Source organism: Pseudomonas sp. MF4836, assembly GCF_002018875.1.
In the GTDB taxonomy this organism is placed as follows: domain Bacteria; phylum Pseudomonadota; class Gammaproteobacteria; order Pseudomonadales; family Pseudomonadaceae; genus Aquipseudomonas.
Map to the genome: position 1 here is coordinate 195,882 of NZ_MVOL01000010.1, position 18,405 is coordinate 214,286.

Consider the following 18,405-nt stretch of genomic DNA (forward strand, 5'->3'; position numbering starts at 1 on the left):
TTTACCTATCAATAGCTTAGAGTGCGCTTGTTTCGGCTGGGACCAATTTGGGACCGATATGGAGCGATTCGATTTCGCTCCAACCCGTACGTTGAGTTGATCCATCGCGCATAAGTCGAGAGCAGCATCTGCACGTTATGGCCGAGCTGCTGGGAGATGAATGCGGGGGTTCATGCCAGACATGGCGCGCATTGTCGCATAGGTGTGACGACAGTTGTATGGCGGTCTGCACCCTCCAGTCTCTTGACCACCCCCTGGGCCCATGAAAGCATCCGCCGTCTTTGAGCTACTACCTATCGCCACGGAACGGACTGCCAGCCATGAAAATCACCTCCCTCGCCATGACCCTGGCTGCACTCCTGCTGAGTGCGAACTTGCAAACGGCCCACGCGGCATCGGAACTGATCGGCAAGCGGGTGCAGAACACCTATGACGTGACGCTTTACCTTGACCCGGAAAAAGGCCTGGCCTACGCGATGAAGGACTGGAAGTTCCTGCGCTATCACTACAACCCCCGGCAACTGAAAATCAGCTACGCGATGCAGAACGTGGAGGCGCAGGCAACCTCCACGCCGGCGGAGCCGGTGGTGATCGAGATGGCCGTCAAGAGCGACCGTGAGCTGGCCAAGCTGAAGCTGAGTGAAGAAGACCAGTGCTACGAAGCCTTCACCGAAGTGCTGGGGCGCCTGGTCGACGCTGCGGCCGAGGCCAAGAATCTGCAGGATAAGCAGTACTTCCACCTCGCCGAGGTGATCACCCTGGACGACAAGAAGGTGCCCGGCGCACCGGGTGTGATCACCTGCAAGATCCCCGACCACGGTTCCATCTATATGTACGCCCGAGGTCAGGTCAGCGTTAAGTGACGGACCAGGCTGTGCGGCCCCTCAGGAACGGCCCCGATAAAGGAAGATGCACATGGATATTGGATTGGCCCATGAGATCGAGGCCGCAGAACGGCAGTACTTGTGTGCTCGGGTCGAGAATCTGCTGAGGATCGAGGGCAACCCCTACGGGGCAAGGGTTTTCTCCAACGGCGCCGCGGCGTGCTTTTACGTGCAGGCCACGCCGAGCCCGATGTTCAATCGCATCTACGGCGACAATCCGGGGGAGCCTCAGGCCGTGTTGAGTTTGCTCAAGGCATCGGCAGCCTATTCGACCGTCACCCCGCTGATCGGAAAAGCCCCCGCGATGCAGCCATACGCCGAGCTGGCCGGCGCATCCCTGGAGAAGTTGAAGGGCTGGACGCATTTGCAATTTGCCTGCGCCATCGACCACGGGGTCGCAAACCGTCACCCCTTTGAGATCGAAGAGGTCACGCCGCAGACGCTGGCCGAATTCGCCGAGGTTCATGCCGGCGGTTTTCGCACCAAACCGGAGCTGCGAGAGCTGTCTCAAGCCTCTTTTGCGGGGCATGGGCCGGATAAGCGCATGAAAATCTACGTGCTCAAAGCCCAAGGCCAGGTCGTGGCGGGTGCCTTGATGTACCTGGCCGACCATGGCGTGGCCTACCTGGGGACGGCCGCCACCCGCAAAACCGCCAGGGGCGCAGGCTATCACGGCGCCCTGATCTCCCATCGGATAGAGCAGGCCAGGGCCCATGGTTGCCGTGTCGTCGCCGCGACAGCGCTGGCCAACTCGCAAAGCCGGCGCAATCTGCAACGCGCCGGTCTGATGCCGTCCCATGCCCAAGCGCTGTACCGCCTGGCTGATACCTGAGGCCGGCCGCGAGTTGAAGTGGAGGGGGGCGACCGCTATTCAAGGCCTTGTCATCCCCCAGGGTCCACTCAGTGGTTGCTGATGTATTCCCTTTTCTGGCCGTCGTAGACATAGGTCACGTTGTCGGCGGCAGCCAGGGGGCGGGTGCTGTTCGGGCCATCGAAGGTGGTGCCGCTGAGCATGACCTTCACCTGCGGCATCGGGCCCTGGCCGTCGACAAAACTCAGTTCGCCCTTGCTGAAGGTGCAAGGCATCACGGCGCCCTCATCGCACGCGGCCGAGTTGTCCTCGCCGGTGCGCACCTGGCCGATAAAGGTCCAGATCCAGCCGTTGTCATCCTCGTTTTTCTTCGGATTGAACACGAACAGCGTGTAGCCGTTGAAGATGACGCCGCTGTCGAAGGTCGAGGTCGGCACGGCCAACAGCAGGCGGCCATCGGCTGTGCGGTGTTCCAGGGCAGGGCGAGCGGGGTCGACGTCCTCGGGCTTTTCCCGGGCTCCAAAGAAACCGATCTTGCGTTCGATGTAACGCAAGGTATAGGCCTGAGTCTGGCCCGGGTGAGTGCGCTCGAATGTCGCCTCTGCCAGCCTGACCTGGACCTCGGGTGCGGCGAAGTCCTCGCCCTGGCGGGCGGCGCTGTCCCGGGTATGCCAGACGAACGCGGTGTAGTAGTGCTTGCCGTCGAGGTCGAGCTCATGGCCGTACCAGAAAGTCGCAACGGCACCGTCCTCCAGTTCCCCGGTGTCGGCCTGATCTTCGAACTGGATGTTTTCCATCACGCTGAGCACTGCACCAGGGGGAATCGGCGCGTCCTTGGCCTGGACCAGTGCAGGCGCTGCCAGGGTCATTGCGGCCAAGACCCAACCGGCCACTATCTGACCCAGGCCAGCGTCCTTGCGCGACTGTGGCGCCATCTTGATTTTCATCGTTTCAACATCCTTGTAGAGCCTGTGAAAAGCCTGGGCAGCATCAGTCCCTGGACCAAAGCCGGTGCCTATTGGGTGAGGCGCGATCATATAGGCAGGGTTTTATAACCGACAAGATGCTGGCAAATGGCAATTGTGCGGTTGCTGCGGGCTGACAGGGTAGGGGCTCTAGCGGTTATCATGGAGCTAGCTAAGCAAGTTAGTTATATGCTAATTTGCTGGCCCGTTACTCTCGACCGTTGATTTCATCATGCCTATCTCGCCACGCTCATCTGCGCCATTGACCACCGAGGACCCACTCGGCCTTCGGATTGCCAGTGATCCGGTCGGGCAACAGCTGCAACAGATCGCCATCCTCACGCGCAAGGCGGCCGGCCATTTGGGCACGTCGTTGGGCATCAACCAGACCGACGTAGCGGCACTGGAGCACCTGATAACCGACGGCCCCTTGCCACCGACCGAGCTTGCAACGCGCCTTTCAGTGACCACTGCCGGCATCACCCAGGTCATCGACCGGCTGGAGCGCGCCGGACATGTGATCCGTGAGCGCCAGCTCAACGACAAGCGCCGGGTACTGGTGCGTCCGGTACCGGCCTCGGTGGCGCAGACCTATCGGCATCTCGCGCCAATGCTCGACGGCCTGGGCACGGTGCTGGGCGCGCTGGAAGGCCAGGACCGTGCAGTGGTCGAGGCGTTTCTGGGGCGAGTGATCGAGGTCTACCGCAGCACCTTGCCGGGCACTGCCCAGCCAACCCTCGATCCCCGGGAGCCGTGATGAAACCGCAAAAAATTCTTGTCACCGGTGCAAGCATCGCCGGGCCGGCATTGGCCTATTGGTTGTCCCGGCAGGGCATGGACGTCACCGTTGTCGAAAGGGCGCCGGCATTTCGCGACGGTGGGCAGACCGTCGATGTGCGTGGCGCCGGGCGCGTGGTCGTCCAGCGCATGGGCCTGGAGGATCTGATTCGGGCGAACACGACTCATGAGCAAGGCATCGCCTTCGTTGACCAGGGCAACCGGACCAAGGCATTTATTGGGGTGAACGCCTTCGACGGCGAGGGGCCGATAGCTGAGCTGGAAATTCTTCGTGGCGAACTGGCCAAGCTATTGATCCAGCGCAGCGAGGACCGGGTCAGGTACCGATTCGGCGACAGTATTCAAAGCATCGAGGACGATGGCCGACAGGTTCATGTGCGCTTCGAGCAGGGCGATGAGCAGGTTTACGATCTGGTCATCGTGGCCGAGGGCATTGGTTCAGCGACGCGCAATCGGGTGTTCGGCGATGAGGTCCGGCGCCGGCCACTGGATGTGTATACCGCCTATTTCACCGTGCCCCGGCAGCCAAGCGACGGTCAGGTCATGCGCTGGCACAACATTCCAGGTGGCCGCTGTGTCTGTTTGCGCCCGGATAACCTGGGCACCACGCGGGCTTTTCTGTCCTTTCAGCATGCCCCGAACGGGTACGAGAAACTTGCCCAGGACCAGCAGATAGCCTTGCTCAAGCAAAAGTTTGCCGACGCGGGCTGGGAGACGCCTCGCGTGCTGGCAGCACTGGATGAAACAACCGACCTTTACCTGGAAGCGGTCGGCCAAGTCAGGATGCCCCGTTGGTCCAAGGGGCGCATCGCGCTGGTGGGGGACGCGGCCTATTGCGCCTCGCCCATCAGCGGCATGGGCACCAGCCTGGGGCTGTGCGGCGCCTATGTATTGGCCGGGGAGCTGGCTCGCCACGTCGACCACACCCAGGCGTTCGCCGCCTATGAACAACGGATGCGGCCTTACGTCGCCCAGGCGCAAAGTGTGCCCAAATTCGCCCCCAGGTTGGCGTCGCCCCATTCACGGCTTGGCATCGGACTCGGCCATGCCGTGCTGAGGCTGGCAACCGCGCCTGGATTCAAGACATTGCTCGGCAAGTTCCTTTCACCCAAGGCGGACGCCATCGACTTGCCAAACTATGACGTGCAACAGCAAACATAAGTCCTTTGGTCAGCCTCGGGCCGGCCGGTGCTGCAACTGGATTGACCTCTATGCCTGATAGGTAGCAATCGATGATTGATGAAGTGTTGATAGTGGATCTCTTTGAAGCCGGCGACGCCCTGATTAACGGCGATACAGGTGCAATGGAGCGCTTGCTACCACGTCTGAAAAGAAGCGAGTCATATAACGATGTGCCCATGTTGTTTTATGTGGCTGACTCTATCGAGAGCCTTGAGTTTCTGGCGGCGAATGACGTTGATCTGTTTCAAAAAAGTGATCTGGGAGGAGGCAATCTGCTGCATCGAGTGGCGTTGGAACATGACGATCCGGTGTTTGAATGGGTACTGGCCTGGTACAGAAAACACAACAGGGTCGATCAAGCGGATGACCATGGAATAACCGTGCTCTCCATGCTTCTGAAGTTCGGCCACATCGAGCGTGTAAAACGATTGATCGACAATGGGGCCAGTCTTTCATCTGCCGCCCGCAACGGGCTGACCCCTGCACGACAAGCTGTTATTTGCATGGAGCAAGAGCGGGATGCAATGGCGGGCCTTGAATTGATCCTGAGCCATGGACTCATCCTGGGCAGTGAAGAATTGGAATATTTAGCGCAAACCGCGCGAGCTATCAGTCGGCCCACACTGGCGCGGTGGATTGAAGAAGATCTACTTCCAGCGGCGGCGCTTCAATTGCGCAAGTAGCGAGTGGAACATGCCCGAATACAGTCCTCTAATGCACCTTCGGTACTACGACTATTTGCCCGGGTGCACGCTCTTTGGTCTCGTTCGGCCTGAATACAATGGACGTCGTTAGTTGCGGCTGTAATTCTGCGATTCTACCCTTCGGGGGTGATCTTCAACGATAAGGAATCTCGGAATGCTCGGTTATTACGCGCAATACAGTCAGCATTACATCACCACCCTGATGATCGTCACTACGCTGTTTTTTGCCCTGCCGATCTTTATCGCGCCCATTGCCTGGGCCCGGGCGATGCGCTGGACCATTCCTGAACACCAGCATCTGGCCATTTATTTTGGCCGCTGCCTGGGGGCTTTTATTCTGGTGGTGGAAGTTGCCATGCTGCGTTCCGCGACCACTGGCACCAGTTTCAGTTATGCCTTCGATATTCTGTTTGTGGTCTTCGCCTTGATGTTTGTGGTGCATGTCTACGGCGCGGTGAAACGCATCCAGCCTATTACCGAAACCCTGGAAATCGGTTTCTGGATGATTCTTTTCGTGCTTAACACGCTGTTCTATCCGGCGACCTCCATTACCCTTTGAGAACCGCTGATCAAGCGTGCCTAATCGATCCGTAAGAGCAGGGGGGCACCCATCGATTTTCAGCGGTTGATACTTCAGTCCAGCGCACTTTCAACCGATTCGGTGCGTCGGCAGAACAGTTCGAAGCTGGGGGCCAGACAGCGTGCGTCCTCGAAACCCAGATTGCCCGCAGAGGCCACGAGTACAGGGTATTCGGCGTGGGGAGCGGGTTCGCGCACATCCAGCACTGCAAAGTTGCCGGCCCCATCCAGCCCCAGGGGGATCGCCTGGGGCATGTACTCGGGGAACTGGTAAGCCAGCAGGAACTCGCGAACCTCTCGGGTTCCAAAAAAACAGAATTCCATTTCGCCCTGGGTGACCAGCCCGCCATTGGACCATGCCAGAAACGCCAGCCAACTCGTTGTCGGAGACGCGCCGGGCATCGGCCAGGCGCTGGGGTCTATCGGCGTCCAGCTTGAGTGCAGGCCGTGACTCACGGGCCAGGGGTTACGCTGCGCGCCAAGGATTGAACGGCGCTCGTCGGCCTGGATCGGTCGCGCCAAGTCGGCCAGCAACTGGTCGATCTCGTCCCGCGTGGCTGCGGGCTCGCGCTTGATGTTGGGCAATAGCGAGTGCCAATTGATGTCCATCGCGAAAACTCCTGGGGGCGGCCTGGGAATTGGCCAGTCACTGAATCCGTCTGCGGCACCGCCCGTCGAGCGTACCCATCGGAGCGAATGAATCCGGGTATTGAACATGACAACCCACCGAAAGTTCGCGGCGCTATCGTCGGCGGCTGGTTTCCGTGGCTGATCCGTGAGCAGCACCAGAGCCTGATGGCGGCTGAGGAGGGGGAGAGCGCTCAACCCGCAGCGGGGAGCAGGGCCTGGGCCTTCTTTTCAACCAGGCCAGCGCCCATGACCAGCATCTGGGGGAGATCGAGCTGGTCCTGTGCTGATGCGGGTCCCAGATGCTCATCCCCCTGCCACAACTCGGTGGCAACGATTCTGCGATCCAGGCCGCGTTGGGTGGCGGTGAGTACCTGGTTGCCGACCTGCAGCCAACGCTGGGTCCGGATGGGGGCTTTGGAGGTGTACAGGGTCAGGCCGAAGCCGTCCGGCAGGTCCGCGGGCATCTGTGCTGCGCTGAGGGTCGTGGCGTAAAGCCCAAGCAGGATGGTGTCTTTATAGCGCTGCGACACATACAGGACTTTGGCCGGCCGAAAGCCCTGAGCCAGGGGAATCAAGACAATGTCACCGACTGCGGTTTTTCCGGGCTTCATCAAGCAATCTCTTCAAGCAGGTGGCGCAATGGGCGGGTTCAGGACACCGATTGCAGAAAGCGCGTCAGGTGCTGCGCCGCTGGGTCCGGGGCAGCCTGCAACAGGCAATGGGGGCCGTCGAGGGTCACGATCTGCGCATCCGGCCGCAGGCTTGCCACCGTTTCGCTGGCGCTGGCCGGCACCAGAAAATCCTGGCTGGCCCGCAGGTACAGCACAGGGACGCGACTGGCAGCCAGTGCCTGACTGACATCCACCGCCACCACCGCCCTGAGCCGGGCCTGCATCACCCGCGGCGTGACCTGGGCGACTGCCTGGGACAGCGCCTGATGCAGGGCCGGCGTCGCGTAGCTGCCGAGCAGAACTCTGCTGATCGGCCCCAGCGGTGCCCGGGCCAACGGCAGCAGCTTGAGCAGGAAACTCAGGCGTCCCAGGCGCGGCCTTGGGTTGCGCACGAAGGTGCAGCACAGCACCAGGCCCTTGAGCAGTGGCGTGTTCGTGGCGGCAATGGCCACGGCGATCGGGCCGGAAAACGACTCGCCGAGCACTACAAACGGTCGCGTCTGGGGCAGGGCCTGGCGCACCAGGGATTCGAGGGCCGGGTAGTCCAGGGGCTGATCACTCGGATAGCGCAGCACGATCAGCTCGAAGCGCCCACCCAGGGCGGCAATCAGCGGCTGAAAAAGCTCTCCGGTGCCGTCCATGCCGGGCAGCAGGATCAGCGCCGGCGCGAGGGGGTCAGTCATGGGTATCGCGGTCCTTTGCGGGCGGTCGTTGCGGGCGCTCGCGGGTAGGCGTCGAGCGCGCGCAGCATAACAGGCTGAAAACCTCCTCGGGCAAGGCGCGCGCTATGCATCGACGATCGCGCCCGGAGCCTTGGGGACGCTGCACAAGCGGGTGACCGATGGGGTGGCGGCAAGCGCAGTTTTTCACAATTTTGAGTTAACTTTTGGTTACAGAATGTGGCTAAATTGCCAACCAATGGCCAGATGCCAATGAGTGAGGCGGTTCAGTAACCTGCCTGCAGACTGCGCTTTTTTTAATTCAGACGCTGCAATTTGCCCTTCAACCATCGGTTTGCAGGGGCGCGGCATATTCTTTTCTGACGTGTGACGATTTCTCGTGAAACTCATTATTGCTGCTGTTTATGTTCTCTCTATCGCCTACGTCCACCTGCGCGGTCGTGTGCGCCATAAGCTGGGCCGCCAACTGAGTGATCACTCAAGCTTCCTGGCTCCGATCAACTGCTTCCTCTACCTGTTTTCGAAGAACCCCAACCGTCCCTACCTGGACCCGGCCCAATTCCCCGAATTACAGCCGTTGCAGGAGCACTGGGAAGAAATTCGCGCCGAAGGTCAGAACCTGCTCAGGGCAGGGGAGATCAAGCGCTCGGACACTTATAACGACCTGGGCTTCAACTCCTTTTTCAAAAGTGGCTGGAAGCGCTTCTACCTCAAGTGGTATGGCGACAGTCACCCGTCGGCGATGAAACTCTGCCCGCGCACCACCGAACTGGTACAAGGCATCGGCTCGATCAAGGCAGCGATGTTTGCCGAGTTGCCGCCAGGCTCCAAGCTGGTGCGCCACCGCGACCCCTACGCCGGTTCCTATCGTTACCACTTGGGCCTGGACACGCCGAACGATGATGGCTGCTACATCAATGTGGACGGCGAGAGCTATTCCTGGCGTGACGGCGAAGCGGTGGTGTTCGACGAGACCTACATCCACTACGCGGAAAACACCACCCCGCACAATCGCATCATCCTGTTCTGTGACGTCGAGCGGCCGATGAAGTACCGCTGGGTTGCGGCCTTCAATGCCTGGTTCAGCCGCACGGTGATGGCCGCTGCCGGTTCGCCCAACGATGCCGGGGACAAGACCGGTGGCCTGAATCGCGCCTTCAACAAGCTGTACAAGATCCGCTTGCGCGGCAAAGAGTTGAAGAAGCGCAACCGTACGCGTTATTACCTGGAAAAGTGGGCCATCTTCGGCGGCCTGCTGTTGCTGTTCATCCTGATCTGACCCCGCCCCCGGGCGCCTGCACCCTCGCTGCAGGCGCCGCTGCCGCCCCTCGTCTCAGGGTGGACTGGCCCCCAGTTGCTGCCACATTTTTGCGCTGATCCGCTGCCGATGGGCATAGCCGGTCCAGGGGTCGCCCTTGAGGGTTTCCAGGCGTTGCCAGAGGGTGCGGATGTCCCATTGCTGGGCGCTGCGCAACCCTGGCAGTTCATCGCGGCTGATGGGCACCGACACCGGCAGGCCAGGCCTGGCCCTGACCGAATAGGCCGCCACGGTGCTGGCGCCACGGGCATTACGCAGGTAGTCGACGAATATTTTCCCGACGCGGTTCTTCGGGCCCATGGTGGCGCTGATCCGCTCCGGCAACTGCTGCGCCATAAAGTGCGCGATGGCCTTGGCGAAGGCCTTGACCGTGGTCCAGTCATGGACCCGTGCCAGCGGCACGATCAGGTGCATGCCCTTGCCGCCACTGGTTTTCAGAAACGCCTGCAGCCCCAGTTCGTCGAGCACTGAAAGGGTCAGCTGGGTCGCTTCGAGCATGGTTTTCCAGGGCAGGGCCGGGTCCGGGTCGAGGTCCAGGACAAACTGGTCCGGGGTGTCGATGTGCTCGGTGGTGGCGCCCCAGGTGTGCAACTCGACCGTGCCCATCTGCGCCGCGCCGATCAGCGCCGGCAGGCTGTCGATTTCCATCAGGCGTGCATGGCCGGGGTCCAGGGCCGGGTCCAGGTGCTTGATGTGGGGGATGGCCAGGTGCTCGGCGTGTTTCTGGAAGAATTGCTCGCCCTCGACCCCTTCGGGCGCGCGCAGCAAGGACACCGGGCGCCGACGCAGGTGGGGCAGGATCCAGTCGCCGATGCTTTGGTAGAACTGGGCCAGCTCAAGCTTGGTGGTGCCACTGCGGGCATCGATGACCCGTTCCGGGTGACTGATGCGCACCCCGGCGACACTGTCCGGGGGCTGGCTCGGGCTGTGTTTCTCCGCTGGCGTTTGATGCTCCCTGGGCGCTGGTGCCTGCTCGCGAACCACCTGGGTCGCCGGTTTGTCGCTGCGCAGGGCAATAAAGGCGGCCTGACGCACCAGGTCTTCACGGGTCCACTCGGCAAACTCCACTTCGCCCACCAACTGCGGTTCGATCCAGTGCACGCCCCGGGCCTGGGCCGTCGTCAGTGGCTTGGCCAGGGGCGAGGCGGGGCGTTCCAGTGGCTGCATCTGGCCATGCAGCTGTTTCAGCATGGCCTGGTTGAACCCGGTGCCCACGCGCCCGGCGTAGACCAGCCCGGACGTGGCGTACACCCCCAGCAGCAACGCACCAAAGCCGCTGCGCGAGCCTTGCGGTCGGGTGTAGCCGATGATCACGAACTCCTGGCGCAGGCGGCATTTGAGCTTGATCCAGTCCGGGCTGCGCCGCGACACATAGGGGCTGCCGGCGCGCTTGCCGATCACGCCTTCCAGGGACAGGGCGCAGGCGCTCTCGAAAATATCCTGATGGTGGGCGGCGAAGGCCTCGGAGAAGCGCAGCACCTTGCTGTTCTTGCGCCCCAGGGCCTGCTTGAGCAGGGCTCGGCGCTCTTCCAGCGGCGTCTGGCGCAGGTCGGCGCCTTGCAGGAACGGGGCGTCGAACAGGTAGTAAATGATGTCCAGGCTGCGGCCGATGTCGAAGGCGCTCTGCAAGGCCTGGAAGTCTGGCAGGCCCTTGTCGTTGAGCACCACCACCTCGCCATCCAGCCAGCTGTCGCGCAACTTCAGCGCCGCCAGGGCCTTGGCCTGCAACGGCAGGCGCGGGGTCCAGTCATGGCCGTTGCGGGTCAGCAGGCGCACCTGGCCTTTTTCGATCCGGGCCATGATTCGGTAGCCGTCGAATTTGATCTCGTAGCGCCAGTCACCGTTGGGCGGCTGTTCGGCCAGGGTCGCCAACTGCGGTGCCAGGCGTTCTGGCAGGGCCGTGGCGGCTGCTGTGGCGCGCGTGGACTTTTTGTCTTTGGGCGGGGATTTTGGCTTACTCCGGCCGGCACCGACCGTGGCCTGGCTGATCACGCTTTTAGGCAGGTCTTCGAGGACGTCGTATTCATCGGCGGAACGGGCTTGCGGGTCGTTTTCCTTGATCAACAGCCACTGCTGCTTGTCGCCACTGCCGCGTAAATGGGTGCGGACCAGGGTCCAGTCACCTGCCAGCTTTTCGCCGATCAGGCGGAACTTGAGCTTCCCAGCCTCGTAGCCGGCCTGCGGATCGCCATGGGGCTGCCACACGCCATGGTCCCAGACGATCACATCGCCGGCGCCATATTGGCCGGCAGGGATGCTGCCCTCGAAATCGCGGTAACTCAGGGGGTGGTCTTCGACATGCACGGCCAGGCGTTTCTGAGTCGGGTCCAGGCTCGGGCCCTTGGGCACCGCCCAGCTTTTCAGGGTGCCGCCCAGCTCCAGGCGAAAGTCGTAATGCAGGTTGCGTGCATCGTGTTTCTGGATCACGAAACGCAAGGCCGAGGCCCCCGGCCTGTCCTTGGCCGACGGCGTGTCCGAGGGCTCGGAGGTGATGTCGAAATTGCGTTTGCGGCTGTATTCACTCAGGGGTCTGGCCATGACGGACTACCTTGTGCTGCGCGCCCATGCGAGGTTCAGGCGCGGGTCTTGTGCGTGGACTTCTTGCTGGGGGCTTTTTTGCTGGCGGGTTTGGCAGGCGCGCGTCGGGTGGCCGGTTTGGCGGATTTGGCCGGGGCCTTGGCGCTGGGGCGCGAGCCGAGGCTGCGCTTGAGCATTTCGGTGAGGTCGATAATGTCGGCGCTTTTGCGTTGCTCCTCGCCAGCCTGGGTCTCGACGTCCTCGATCTTGCCGGCGCGGGCTTTCTTCTCCACCAGGGCGTGAATCTTGTCCTCGAAGCTGTCGCGGTACTGCTCGGGCTCCCAGTCGGCGCTCATGTCTTCCACCAGGCGCTTGGCCATTTGCAGCTCACCCTTGGCCAACTGCGGCTGGGTGACTTCGGCCCCCAGTTCGAGTTCGTCGAGGCTGCGCACCTCGGCCGGCCAGCGCAGCATCACCAGCACCAGCGCCGACTCCAGGGGCATCAGTGCCGCCAGGTGCTGGCGGGTGTGCAGCACCACGTGGGCGAGGGCGACCTTGTCGGTGCTGGTCAGGGTCTCGCGCAGCAGCGCGTAGACCTTGCCGCCGCGTTTGTCCGGAGCGAGGAAGTACGGGGTGTCGACGTTTTGCAGGGGGATCTGCTGGCTGTCGACGAAGGCAAAGATATCGATGGTCTGGGTCGACAGCGGGTGCGCCGAGCGGATTTCCTCTTCGCTGAGCACCACATAGCGGCCTTTCTCGTATTCCACGCCCTTGACGATGTGTTCCTTGGTGACTTCCTTGCCGGTGACTTTGTTCACGCGCTTATAGCCCACCGGGTCCATGCTGCGCTGATCCAGCCAGTCGAAGTCGACGCCGTGGGACGCCGTGGCCGACACCAGGGCCACCGGGATATGCACCAGACCGAAACTGATCGCGCCCTTCCAGATTGCCCGTGCCATGGTCGTCGCCTCTGCAGTGTGAGTCTTCAGGTGACCTGCGGCGTTCGGCAAAAGTTTCGCCCATTAACGCGCGGCGATTCCCTGACGATTCCCGGACCAGGCCGGCTGCGGATATTCGGTGTTACATGTTCTTAAGGATTATTTAATTAACAAAGGCGAACCCCGGGCGTAGCGTGGACTCGAAACTGATATCTGCTTGCTATCAACGAGGGCCCTATGAACAGACTGATGGGACGCCTGGCCGCGCTCGCCCTGGCCGCATGTGCCAGTGCCGTGGTGCAGGCCGCTCCACAGGCCGGTACTGGCGAAGCGAAATTATTGCTGGCGCAGAGCCTGCCCAATAGCGGCAACGACAACCCCTACAACAGCCCGACGCGCCGGGCCAACCCCAATAGCATGCAGGGCACCCAACCCAGCGCCCCGGCCATTCGCGGGCCGAATACCGCTCCGGTGCCGCGTCCGCCGACCCTGGAAAACGGCGGCATCGGCAACGGCTATCCACGCACCGGCAGCCCGCCCAGAGCCAATCCGCAGCCCCAACCCGGTAGCCGTGACCCTCAATCGAATGACAGACGCTGAGCGCTGCCGAGGACGTTGACGGTCCTTGGCCCGCCGGACTTTCAAGCAACGGAAGGAATAGTGCATGTTGCGTAAAACTCTCCTGGCCACGTTCTGCGCCAGTGTTTTCCTGACCACCGTACCCGCCGCCTCGGCTGCCACCGCGCAGCAATATGCCAGCGAGCAGGGCACCCTCAGCGTCACCCCGATCACCCAGAACCTCGATCATCCCTGGGCCCTGGCCTTCCTTCCGGACAGCCAGGGCATGCTGGTGACCGAGCGCCCCGGCCACCTGCGGCTGGTCAACGCCGACGGCCGGATATCGGCGCCACTGACCGGTGTGCCGCAGGTCTGGGCCAAGGGCCAGGGCGGCCTTTTGGACGTGGTGCTGTCACCGGACTTCAAGCAGGACCGCATGGTCTACCTGTCGTACGCCGAGGGTGGTGGCGAAGGCGGCACTGCCGGGACGGCGGTGGGTCGTGGCCGGCTGTCCAGTGACCTGAAGAGCCTGGAAGGTTTCCAGGTGATCTTCCGCCAGGAACCCAAACTCTCCACGGGCAATCACTTCGGCTCGCGGCTGGTGTTCGACCGTGACGGCTACCTGTTTATCACCCTCGGCGAAAACAACGATCGGCCGACGGCCCAGGACCTGGACAAGCTGCAAGGCAAAGTCGTGCGCCTCTTCGCTGACGGCAAGGTGCCGGACGACAACCCCTTCGTCGGCCAAAGCGGCGTGCGTCCGGAAATCTGGTCCTACGGCCACCGCAATCCCCAGGGCGCGGCCCTCAATCCTTGGAGCGGCACCTTGTGGGAGAACGAGCACGGGCCCAAGGGCGGCGATGAAATCAACATCATCGAGCGCGGCAAGAACTACGGCTGGCCCCTGGCGACCCACGGCATCAATTACTCCGGCCAGCCGATCCCTGAAGCTCAGGGGCAGAGCGCACCAGGCACCGTGGCCCCGCACCATGTCTGGGAGAAGTCTCCGGGCATCAGCGGCATGGCGTTCTATGACGGTGACCGCTTCAAGGCCTGGCAGCACAACGTGTTTATCGGCGCACTGGCCTCGCAGGAGTTGATTCGCCTGCAATTCGACGGTGAGCAGGTGGTGCATGAAGAGCGCCTGCTCGGCGAACTCAAGGCGCGCATCCGCGATGTGCGCCAGGGGCCGGACGGTTACCTCTATGTCTTGACCGACGAGGACAAGGGCGGGCTGTACCGCGTAGGCCTGAACTGATTGCCGGCGGCGCCGGGGCCAGGGTCACCGTTGGCATCCGGCACCTGTGCCGGGGGGGCGTACAGCACCACCGCCGCCCGCAACTTGCTGCTGCCGAAGCTGCACATCTTGGCGAACTCGGCGTGGCTCACCGGCAAGTGCTGGCAGTCCACGGCCTGGCGATGCTGGCTGTGGTCGACGTCCGGGTCGTGCAGGTAGACAAAATCCGGGTCACAGTCAGTGACCATCACCCAATGCGGCGCCTTGGAGCGGGTCAGGCGATAACTGCTGATCAGCACCAGGGGCTGCCCACCGTCGTGCAGCAGGCGCGACAGGTCCAGCGGTCCGCCCAGCACCTGCTGCACCGAACTCTGGGCCAGTTGCGCGCAGAACTCTTCGTGCACCAGGCGCATGACGTCCTTTTTACGCTCGTCCCGCACGCCATTGAGAAACAGCGGGCCCACGGTATTGACCTGTAACCGCACCCGAAAACCTCGCTGCCAGGCCGCCAGTGCCAAACCCTGGGGGCTGCAGCCGCCATGGCCTGCGGTCATGAACACGGTGGTGGCTTCACGCCAGATCTGCAGCTCTTCGCGGCGCTCCAGTAGCCGGCCGGGTTGCAGGGCGCCCATGGCCATCAACAGGCAGGCCGGGCCGCAGGTGAAGTCGGTGGTCTGGGGGTAGTAGGGTACGCGGATGCTGCGGGTCTCGCGGTGCTGCAGGATGCGTTTTTCCAGGCGCAGGGCATCGGCGTGGTCCTGGTAATAGTCGTGGATCAGGGCAAAGCGCCGATAGCCGTTGCGCTCATAGAGGGCAATCGCCGACGGGTTGTCGCTGCGTACCTCCAGGCGCAGGTAGGCGCAGTCATGCGCCAGGGCCCGTGCCTCGATCTCTTGCAGCAGGCGCTGCCCCAGGCCCTGGCCCCGTGCCTGCACGGCGATGGCGATCGAATACAAGCGCGCCAACGAAGTGCCACGGTGAAACAGCACCAGGGCATAGCCCTGAATGCCTCCCTGGTGTTCGGCGACGACCAACTGCCCATGGGCCCGGCTGATCATCCATTGGAAGCTGCGCGGCGTCAGCCGGTCGCTGGTGAAACATTGCTGTTCCAGCGCCAGCAGACTGGGCAGGTCGTCGAGGGTTGCAGTGCGAAAGACAAGATCCATATAACCGCCGTAAAAGTTGCGTAATGAAACGGGACTTTTAAAAAACTTCATGCTTAATAGAAACGGTCTTGTTCTTCAGCGGATCAATCACTATGTCAGCGGTACAGGGTCAATGGCGTGAAGTATCCGAGCAAAGTTTGCCGGAAACAATAACGACAACTGCTTATTTTTCCGAGGTGGCTAGAACTTCCAGCCAGCTGGTTATTATTGTCGAACGCAAGGAGGACTGGGCGTCCTACTTCCCCAGCGAAGACGTGGTCACGGCTCAGGAATACCTTGAGCAAACCCGTGGTAATGAGCCGGGCAAGCGGGTCCAGGTGATCAACCTGTGCCGCAGCTACAAGTACCTGGGCCATGGCTACTACTGCTCGTTGCTGGCCGAGGCGCGGGGCCATCGGGTGATTCCTTCGGTGCGGACCATCAGCGAGCTGACCCGTAAGTCGCTGTATGGCCTGGCCTTGGATGACCTGGATAAAACCCTGGAAAAGGCCCTGAATAATCATGCTTACAGTGACACTGAAGCCTTTACTCTGACCTTGTACTTCGGCAAAAGTAGTATCGAGCCGTTGCAGGATCTGGCGCGTCAGTTATTCGAGTTGTTTCCCTGTCCCATACTGTTAGTTGACTTCAAGAGAACTAACGGCTGGCACATTGAAGGGGTCAAGTCCGGCACGTTGCATAAAGTGCGCGATGATCAGGAAGATCAATTCGCCAATGCCCTGGACAGTTTCAGCCGCAAGATCTGGCGCCTGCCACGCTCGCGGCGCATGGCCCGTTATGACCTGGCGATCCTGCATGACCCGCAGGAAGCCTTGCCGCCGTCCAACGCCCTGGCCCTGGAGCGTTTTATCCGGGTCGGCAAGGGGCTGGGCATCGATGTCGAACTGATCGAGAAAAAGGATTACTCACGCCTGGCCGAATACGACGCCTTGTTGATCCGCGAAACCACCAGTGTCGACAACCACACCTACCGCTTCGCGAAAAAGGCCGAGAGCGAGGGGCTGGTGGTGATGGATGATCCGGCGTCGATTCTGCGCTGTACCAACAAGGTGTACCTGACCGACCTGCTCAAGAGCCATCAATTGGGCATGCCGGCCACCGAGATTCTGTACAAGGAGCGACCGCAGGACTTCGAGCGCGTGGGCGAGCGCCTGGGGTTCCCGCTGGTGCTGAAGATCCCCGACGGCTGTTTCTCCCGTGGGGTGATCAAGGTCGAAAGCCAGCAGGCGCTGCTGGAGGCGACGGCCGAGCTGTTCGAGCATTCGGTGCTGTTGCTGGCCCAGGAGTTTTTCTACACCGAGTACGACTGGCGCATCGGCGTGCTCAACCGCAAACCGATCTTTGCCTGCCAGTACTTTATGTCCAAGGGCCACTGGCAGATCTACAACCACAAAGCCAAGGGCCAGGACATCAACGGCGAGTGCCGGACCCTGGCGGTGCACGAGGCGCCGCGAGCAGTGGTGGAACTGGCGGTGAAGACCGCCAACCTGATCGGCGACGGCCTGTATGGGGTCGACCTCAAGCAGTCCGGCGACAAGGTGGTGGTGATCGAGGTCAACGACAACCCGAACATGGACGCCGGCATCGAAGACGCCTACTTGCAGGACGACCTGTATTCCCTGGTGCTTGAGGAGTTTGTCCGACGCCTGGAGCTCAAGCGTCGCGGCCAGGCCTGGTGAGGCCGCCGCGATGATCCAGAGCTACCGCTTGGCCCAGGGGCGCCTGCTGCCGGTGCAGCGGCTGGACGCCGAAGTGATGTTGTTCTGCAACCCCGACCTGGGGGAGCGCGACCTGCTGCACAGCGCGTTCAAGCTCGATGAGCATGCCCTGGCCTCCGCCCTGGACCCGGACGAGGTGTCGCGCATCGAGTTTCATCCCGACAACCTGTTCCTGATCTGGAAGCGCCCGGAAAACTACTCCGGCGGCGGCAGCCTGGCGTTCGAGGTGTCGTCCTGCGGGTTGCTGTTTTCGCCGGATCGCCTGCTGGTGATCGCCACCGACGACGGCCAACTCGACGGCCTGGGCCAGCGCCAGGCCCTACACACGCCGTTGGATGTACTGCTGGACCTGCTGCTGGGCAATATTCACCACTACCTGGGGCACCTGAAGGTGATCAAGATGGTCGCCCGGGAGTTGCAGCAGCAGTTCAACGCCTCCATGGAAAACCGCCACCTGGTGCAGATGTTCAACCTCAGCGAGAGCCTGATCTATTACATCAATGCGATTCACAGCAACGGTGCGGTCCTGACCCGGTTGCGCAACCATGCCGAGAAGGAGCATTTCAGCCCGCAGGCGGTGGGCCTGATCGACGATCTGATCATCGAAAACAACCAGTGCTACAAGCAGGCGGAGATCTACTCCACGGTGTTCTCCGGGCTGATCGATGCCCGCGGCAACCTGATGAACAACAACATGAACAGCCTGTTGCGCAAGCTGACGCTGATCAACGTGGTGTTTCTGCCGCTCAACCTGCTGGCCAGCATCGGCGGCATGTCGGAGTTCAGCATGATGACGGCCGGCACGCCCTGGTGGGTGTCGTACCCGTTGTTTCTCAGCGCCATGGGCCTGGGGGCGGGGGCCATGGTGCTGGGGCTGAAGCGGCTGGCGAAAAGCCCTTGAGCATGGATCTATCCAGGGGTTACTTCAGATAAAGCGCGGCTTGGTGGCGAAATGTCCATTGACGGGTCAGCCTTTTGCCGGGTAATTTCCGTGCATGACTTCCCCAGCATTCCGTTCCCAGCCAAGCATTATTACCGCCATTCCTTAT

At 61.8% G+C, this 18,405-nt stretch carries 17 protein-coding genes and 2 pseudogenes; 11 read left to right on the top strand and 8 right to left on the bottom strand.

The genetic code is table 11. The annotated features are described in order from the left end of the window. Positions 1-16: 16 nt before the first annotated feature. Positions 17-228: pseudogene (locus MF4836_RS35870) on the bottom strand (hypothetical protein); the annotation flags it as partial. Between the two features lie 92 nt (positions 229-320). Here MF4836_RS35870 and MF4836_RS23030 point away from each other — a divergent pair. After that, complete coding sequence (locus tag MF4836_RS23030) at positions 321-863, top strand: hypothetical protein (protein WP_078472207.1); 543 nt, start codon at positions 321-323, stop codon at positions 861-863. A 52-nt stretch (positions 864-915) separates the two neighbouring features. Next, positions 916-1,716, top strand: a complete 801-nt coding sequence (locus MF4836_RS23035; RefSeq protein WP_078472208.1) for a GNAT family N-acetyltransferase — start codon at positions 916-918, stop codon at positions 1,714-1,716. A 68-nt stretch (positions 1,717-1,784) separates the two neighbouring features. Here MF4836_RS23035 and MF4836_RS23040 read toward each other — a convergent pair whose 3' ends face one another. Continuing rightward, positions 1,785-2,642, bottom strand: coding sequence for a hypothetical protein (locus MF4836_RS23040; RefSeq protein ID WP_078472209.1), 858 nt, complete (start codon positions 2,640-2,642; stop codon positions 1,785-1,787). A 250-nt stretch (positions 2,643-2,892) separates the two neighbouring features. On the opposite strand from MF4836_RS23040, the gene MF4836_RS23045 reads away from it, so the two are divergent. The 4 genes from MF4836_RS23045 (at position 2,893) to MF4836_RS23060 (ending at position 5,903) form a co-directional block, all read left to right on the top strand. After that, on the top strand, positions 2,893-3,417 hold the full coding sequence (locus MF4836_RS23045; protein ID WP_078472210.1) for a MarR family winged helix-turn-helix transcriptional regulator: 525 nt from the start codon (positions 2,893-2,895) through the stop codon (positions 3,415-3,417). Beyond that, positions 3,417-4,619, top strand: a complete 1,203-nt coding sequence (locus MF4836_RS23050; RefSeq protein WP_078472211.1) for an FAD-dependent monooxygenase — start codon at positions 3,417-3,419, stop codon at positions 4,617-4,619. The genes MF4836_RS23045 and MF4836_RS23050 overlap by 1 nt, the downstream gene beginning before the upstream one ends. A 71-nt stretch (positions 4,620-4,690) precedes the next feature. Beyond that, positions 4,691-5,323 (top strand): ankyrin repeat domain-containing protein, encoded by a 633-nt coding sequence (locus tag MF4836_RS23055; protein ID WP_078472212.1) that lies wholly within the window; start codon positions 4,691-4,693, stop codon positions 5,321-5,323. Positions 5,324-5,498: 175 nt separating this feature from the next. Beyond that, positions 5,499-5,903: a hypothetical protein gene (locus MF4836_RS23060; RefSeq protein WP_078472213.1), complete on the top strand. Its 405-nt coding sequence runs from the start codon at positions 5,499-5,501 to the stop codon at positions 5,901-5,903. Between the two features lie 74 nt (positions 5,904-5,977). On the opposite strand, the gene MF4836_RS23065 is transcribed toward MF4836_RS23060, so the two are convergent. The 3 genes from MF4836_RS23065 to MF4836_RS23075 all read right to left on the bottom strand — a co-directional run bounded on the left by MF4836_RS23065 (position 5,978) and on the right by MF4836_RS23075 (position 7,907). Further along, positions 5,978-6,532, bottom strand: a complete 555-nt coding sequence (locus MF4836_RS23065; RefSeq protein WP_078472214.1) for an SMI1/KNR4 family protein — start codon at positions 6,530-6,532, stop codon at positions 5,978-5,980. 212 nt (positions 6,533-6,744) lie between these two features. Then, on the bottom strand, positions 6,745-7,164 hold the full coding sequence (locus tag MF4836_RS23070; RefSeq protein WP_078472215.1) for a hypothetical protein: 420 nt from the start codon (positions 7,162-7,164) through the stop codon (positions 6,745-6,747). Positions 7,165-7,202: 38 nt separating this feature from the next. Continuing rightward, on the bottom strand, positions 7,203-7,907 hold the full coding sequence (locus MF4836_RS23075) for an alpha/beta fold hydrolase (RefSeq protein WP_078472216.1): 705 nt from the start codon (positions 7,905-7,907) through the stop codon (positions 7,203-7,205). 376 nt (positions 7,908-8,283) lie between these two features. Here MF4836_RS23075 and lpxO point away from each other — a divergent pair, with 376 nt between their 5' ends. Continuing rightward, a complete protein-coding gene (lpxO, locus tag MF4836_RS23080; protein ID WP_078472217.1) occupies positions 8,284-9,183 on the top strand; it encodes a lipid A hydroxylase LpxO in 900 nt (299 codons plus the stop codon). 54 nt (positions 9,184-9,237) lie between these two features. Here the strand turns inward: lpxO and ligD are convergent, their stop codons facing one another. Next, positions 9,238-11,760 carry a DNA ligase D gene (gene ligD / locus MF4836_RS23085; RefSeq protein ID WP_078472218.1) on the bottom strand — a complete coding sequence of 841 codons (2,523 nt, stop codon included), beginning with the start codon at positions 11,758-11,760 and terminating at the stop codon, positions 9,238-9,240. 35 nt (positions 11,761-11,795) lie between these two features. Continuing rightward, positions 11,796-12,698, bottom strand: a complete 903-nt coding sequence (gene ku / locus MF4836_RS23090) for a non-homologous end joining protein Ku (RefSeq protein ID WP_078472219.1) — start codon at positions 12,696-12,698, stop codon at positions 11,796-11,798. A gap of 216 nt (positions 12,699-12,914) precedes the next feature. Here ku and MF4836_RS23095 point away from each other — a divergent pair, with 216 nt between their 5' ends. Together MF4836_RS23095 and MF4836_RS23100 are read left to right on the top strand one after the other, a co-directional pair. Continuing rightward, the gene (locus tag MF4836_RS23095; RefSeq protein ID WP_078472220.1) at positions 12,915-13,277 is read left to right on the top strand and encodes a hypothetical protein; all 363 of its coding nucleotides are present in this window, start codon (positions 12,915-12,917) and stop codon (positions 13,275-13,277) included. Between the two features lie 64 nt (positions 13,278-13,341). Continuing rightward, positions 13,342-14,493, top strand: coding sequence for a PQQ-dependent sugar dehydrogenase (locus MF4836_RS23100; protein ID WP_078472221.1), 1,152 nt, complete (start codon positions 13,342-13,344; stop codon positions 14,491-14,493). 56 nt (positions 14,494-14,549) lie between these two features. Here the strand turns inward: MF4836_RS23100 and MF4836_RS23105 are convergent. Beyond that, positions 14,550-15,638, bottom strand: a pseudogene (locus tag MF4836_RS23105) (peptidase C39 family protein); the annotation flags it as partial. Between the two features lie 92 nt (positions 15,639-15,730). Here MF4836_RS23105 and MF4836_RS23110 point away from each other — a divergent pair. Then, complete coding sequence (locus tag MF4836_RS23110; RefSeq protein ID WP_078472222.1) at positions 15,731-17,317, top strand: RimK family protein; 1,587 nt, start codon at positions 15,731-15,733, stop codon at positions 17,315-17,317. A gap of 10 nt (positions 17,318-17,327) precedes the next feature. Then, entirely contained in the window at positions 17,328-18,257 is a 930-nt protein-coding gene (locus tag MF4836_RS23115) for a magnesium transporter CorA family protein (protein WP_078472223.1), read from the top strand. Positions 18,258-18,405 lie beyond the last annotated feature (148 nt).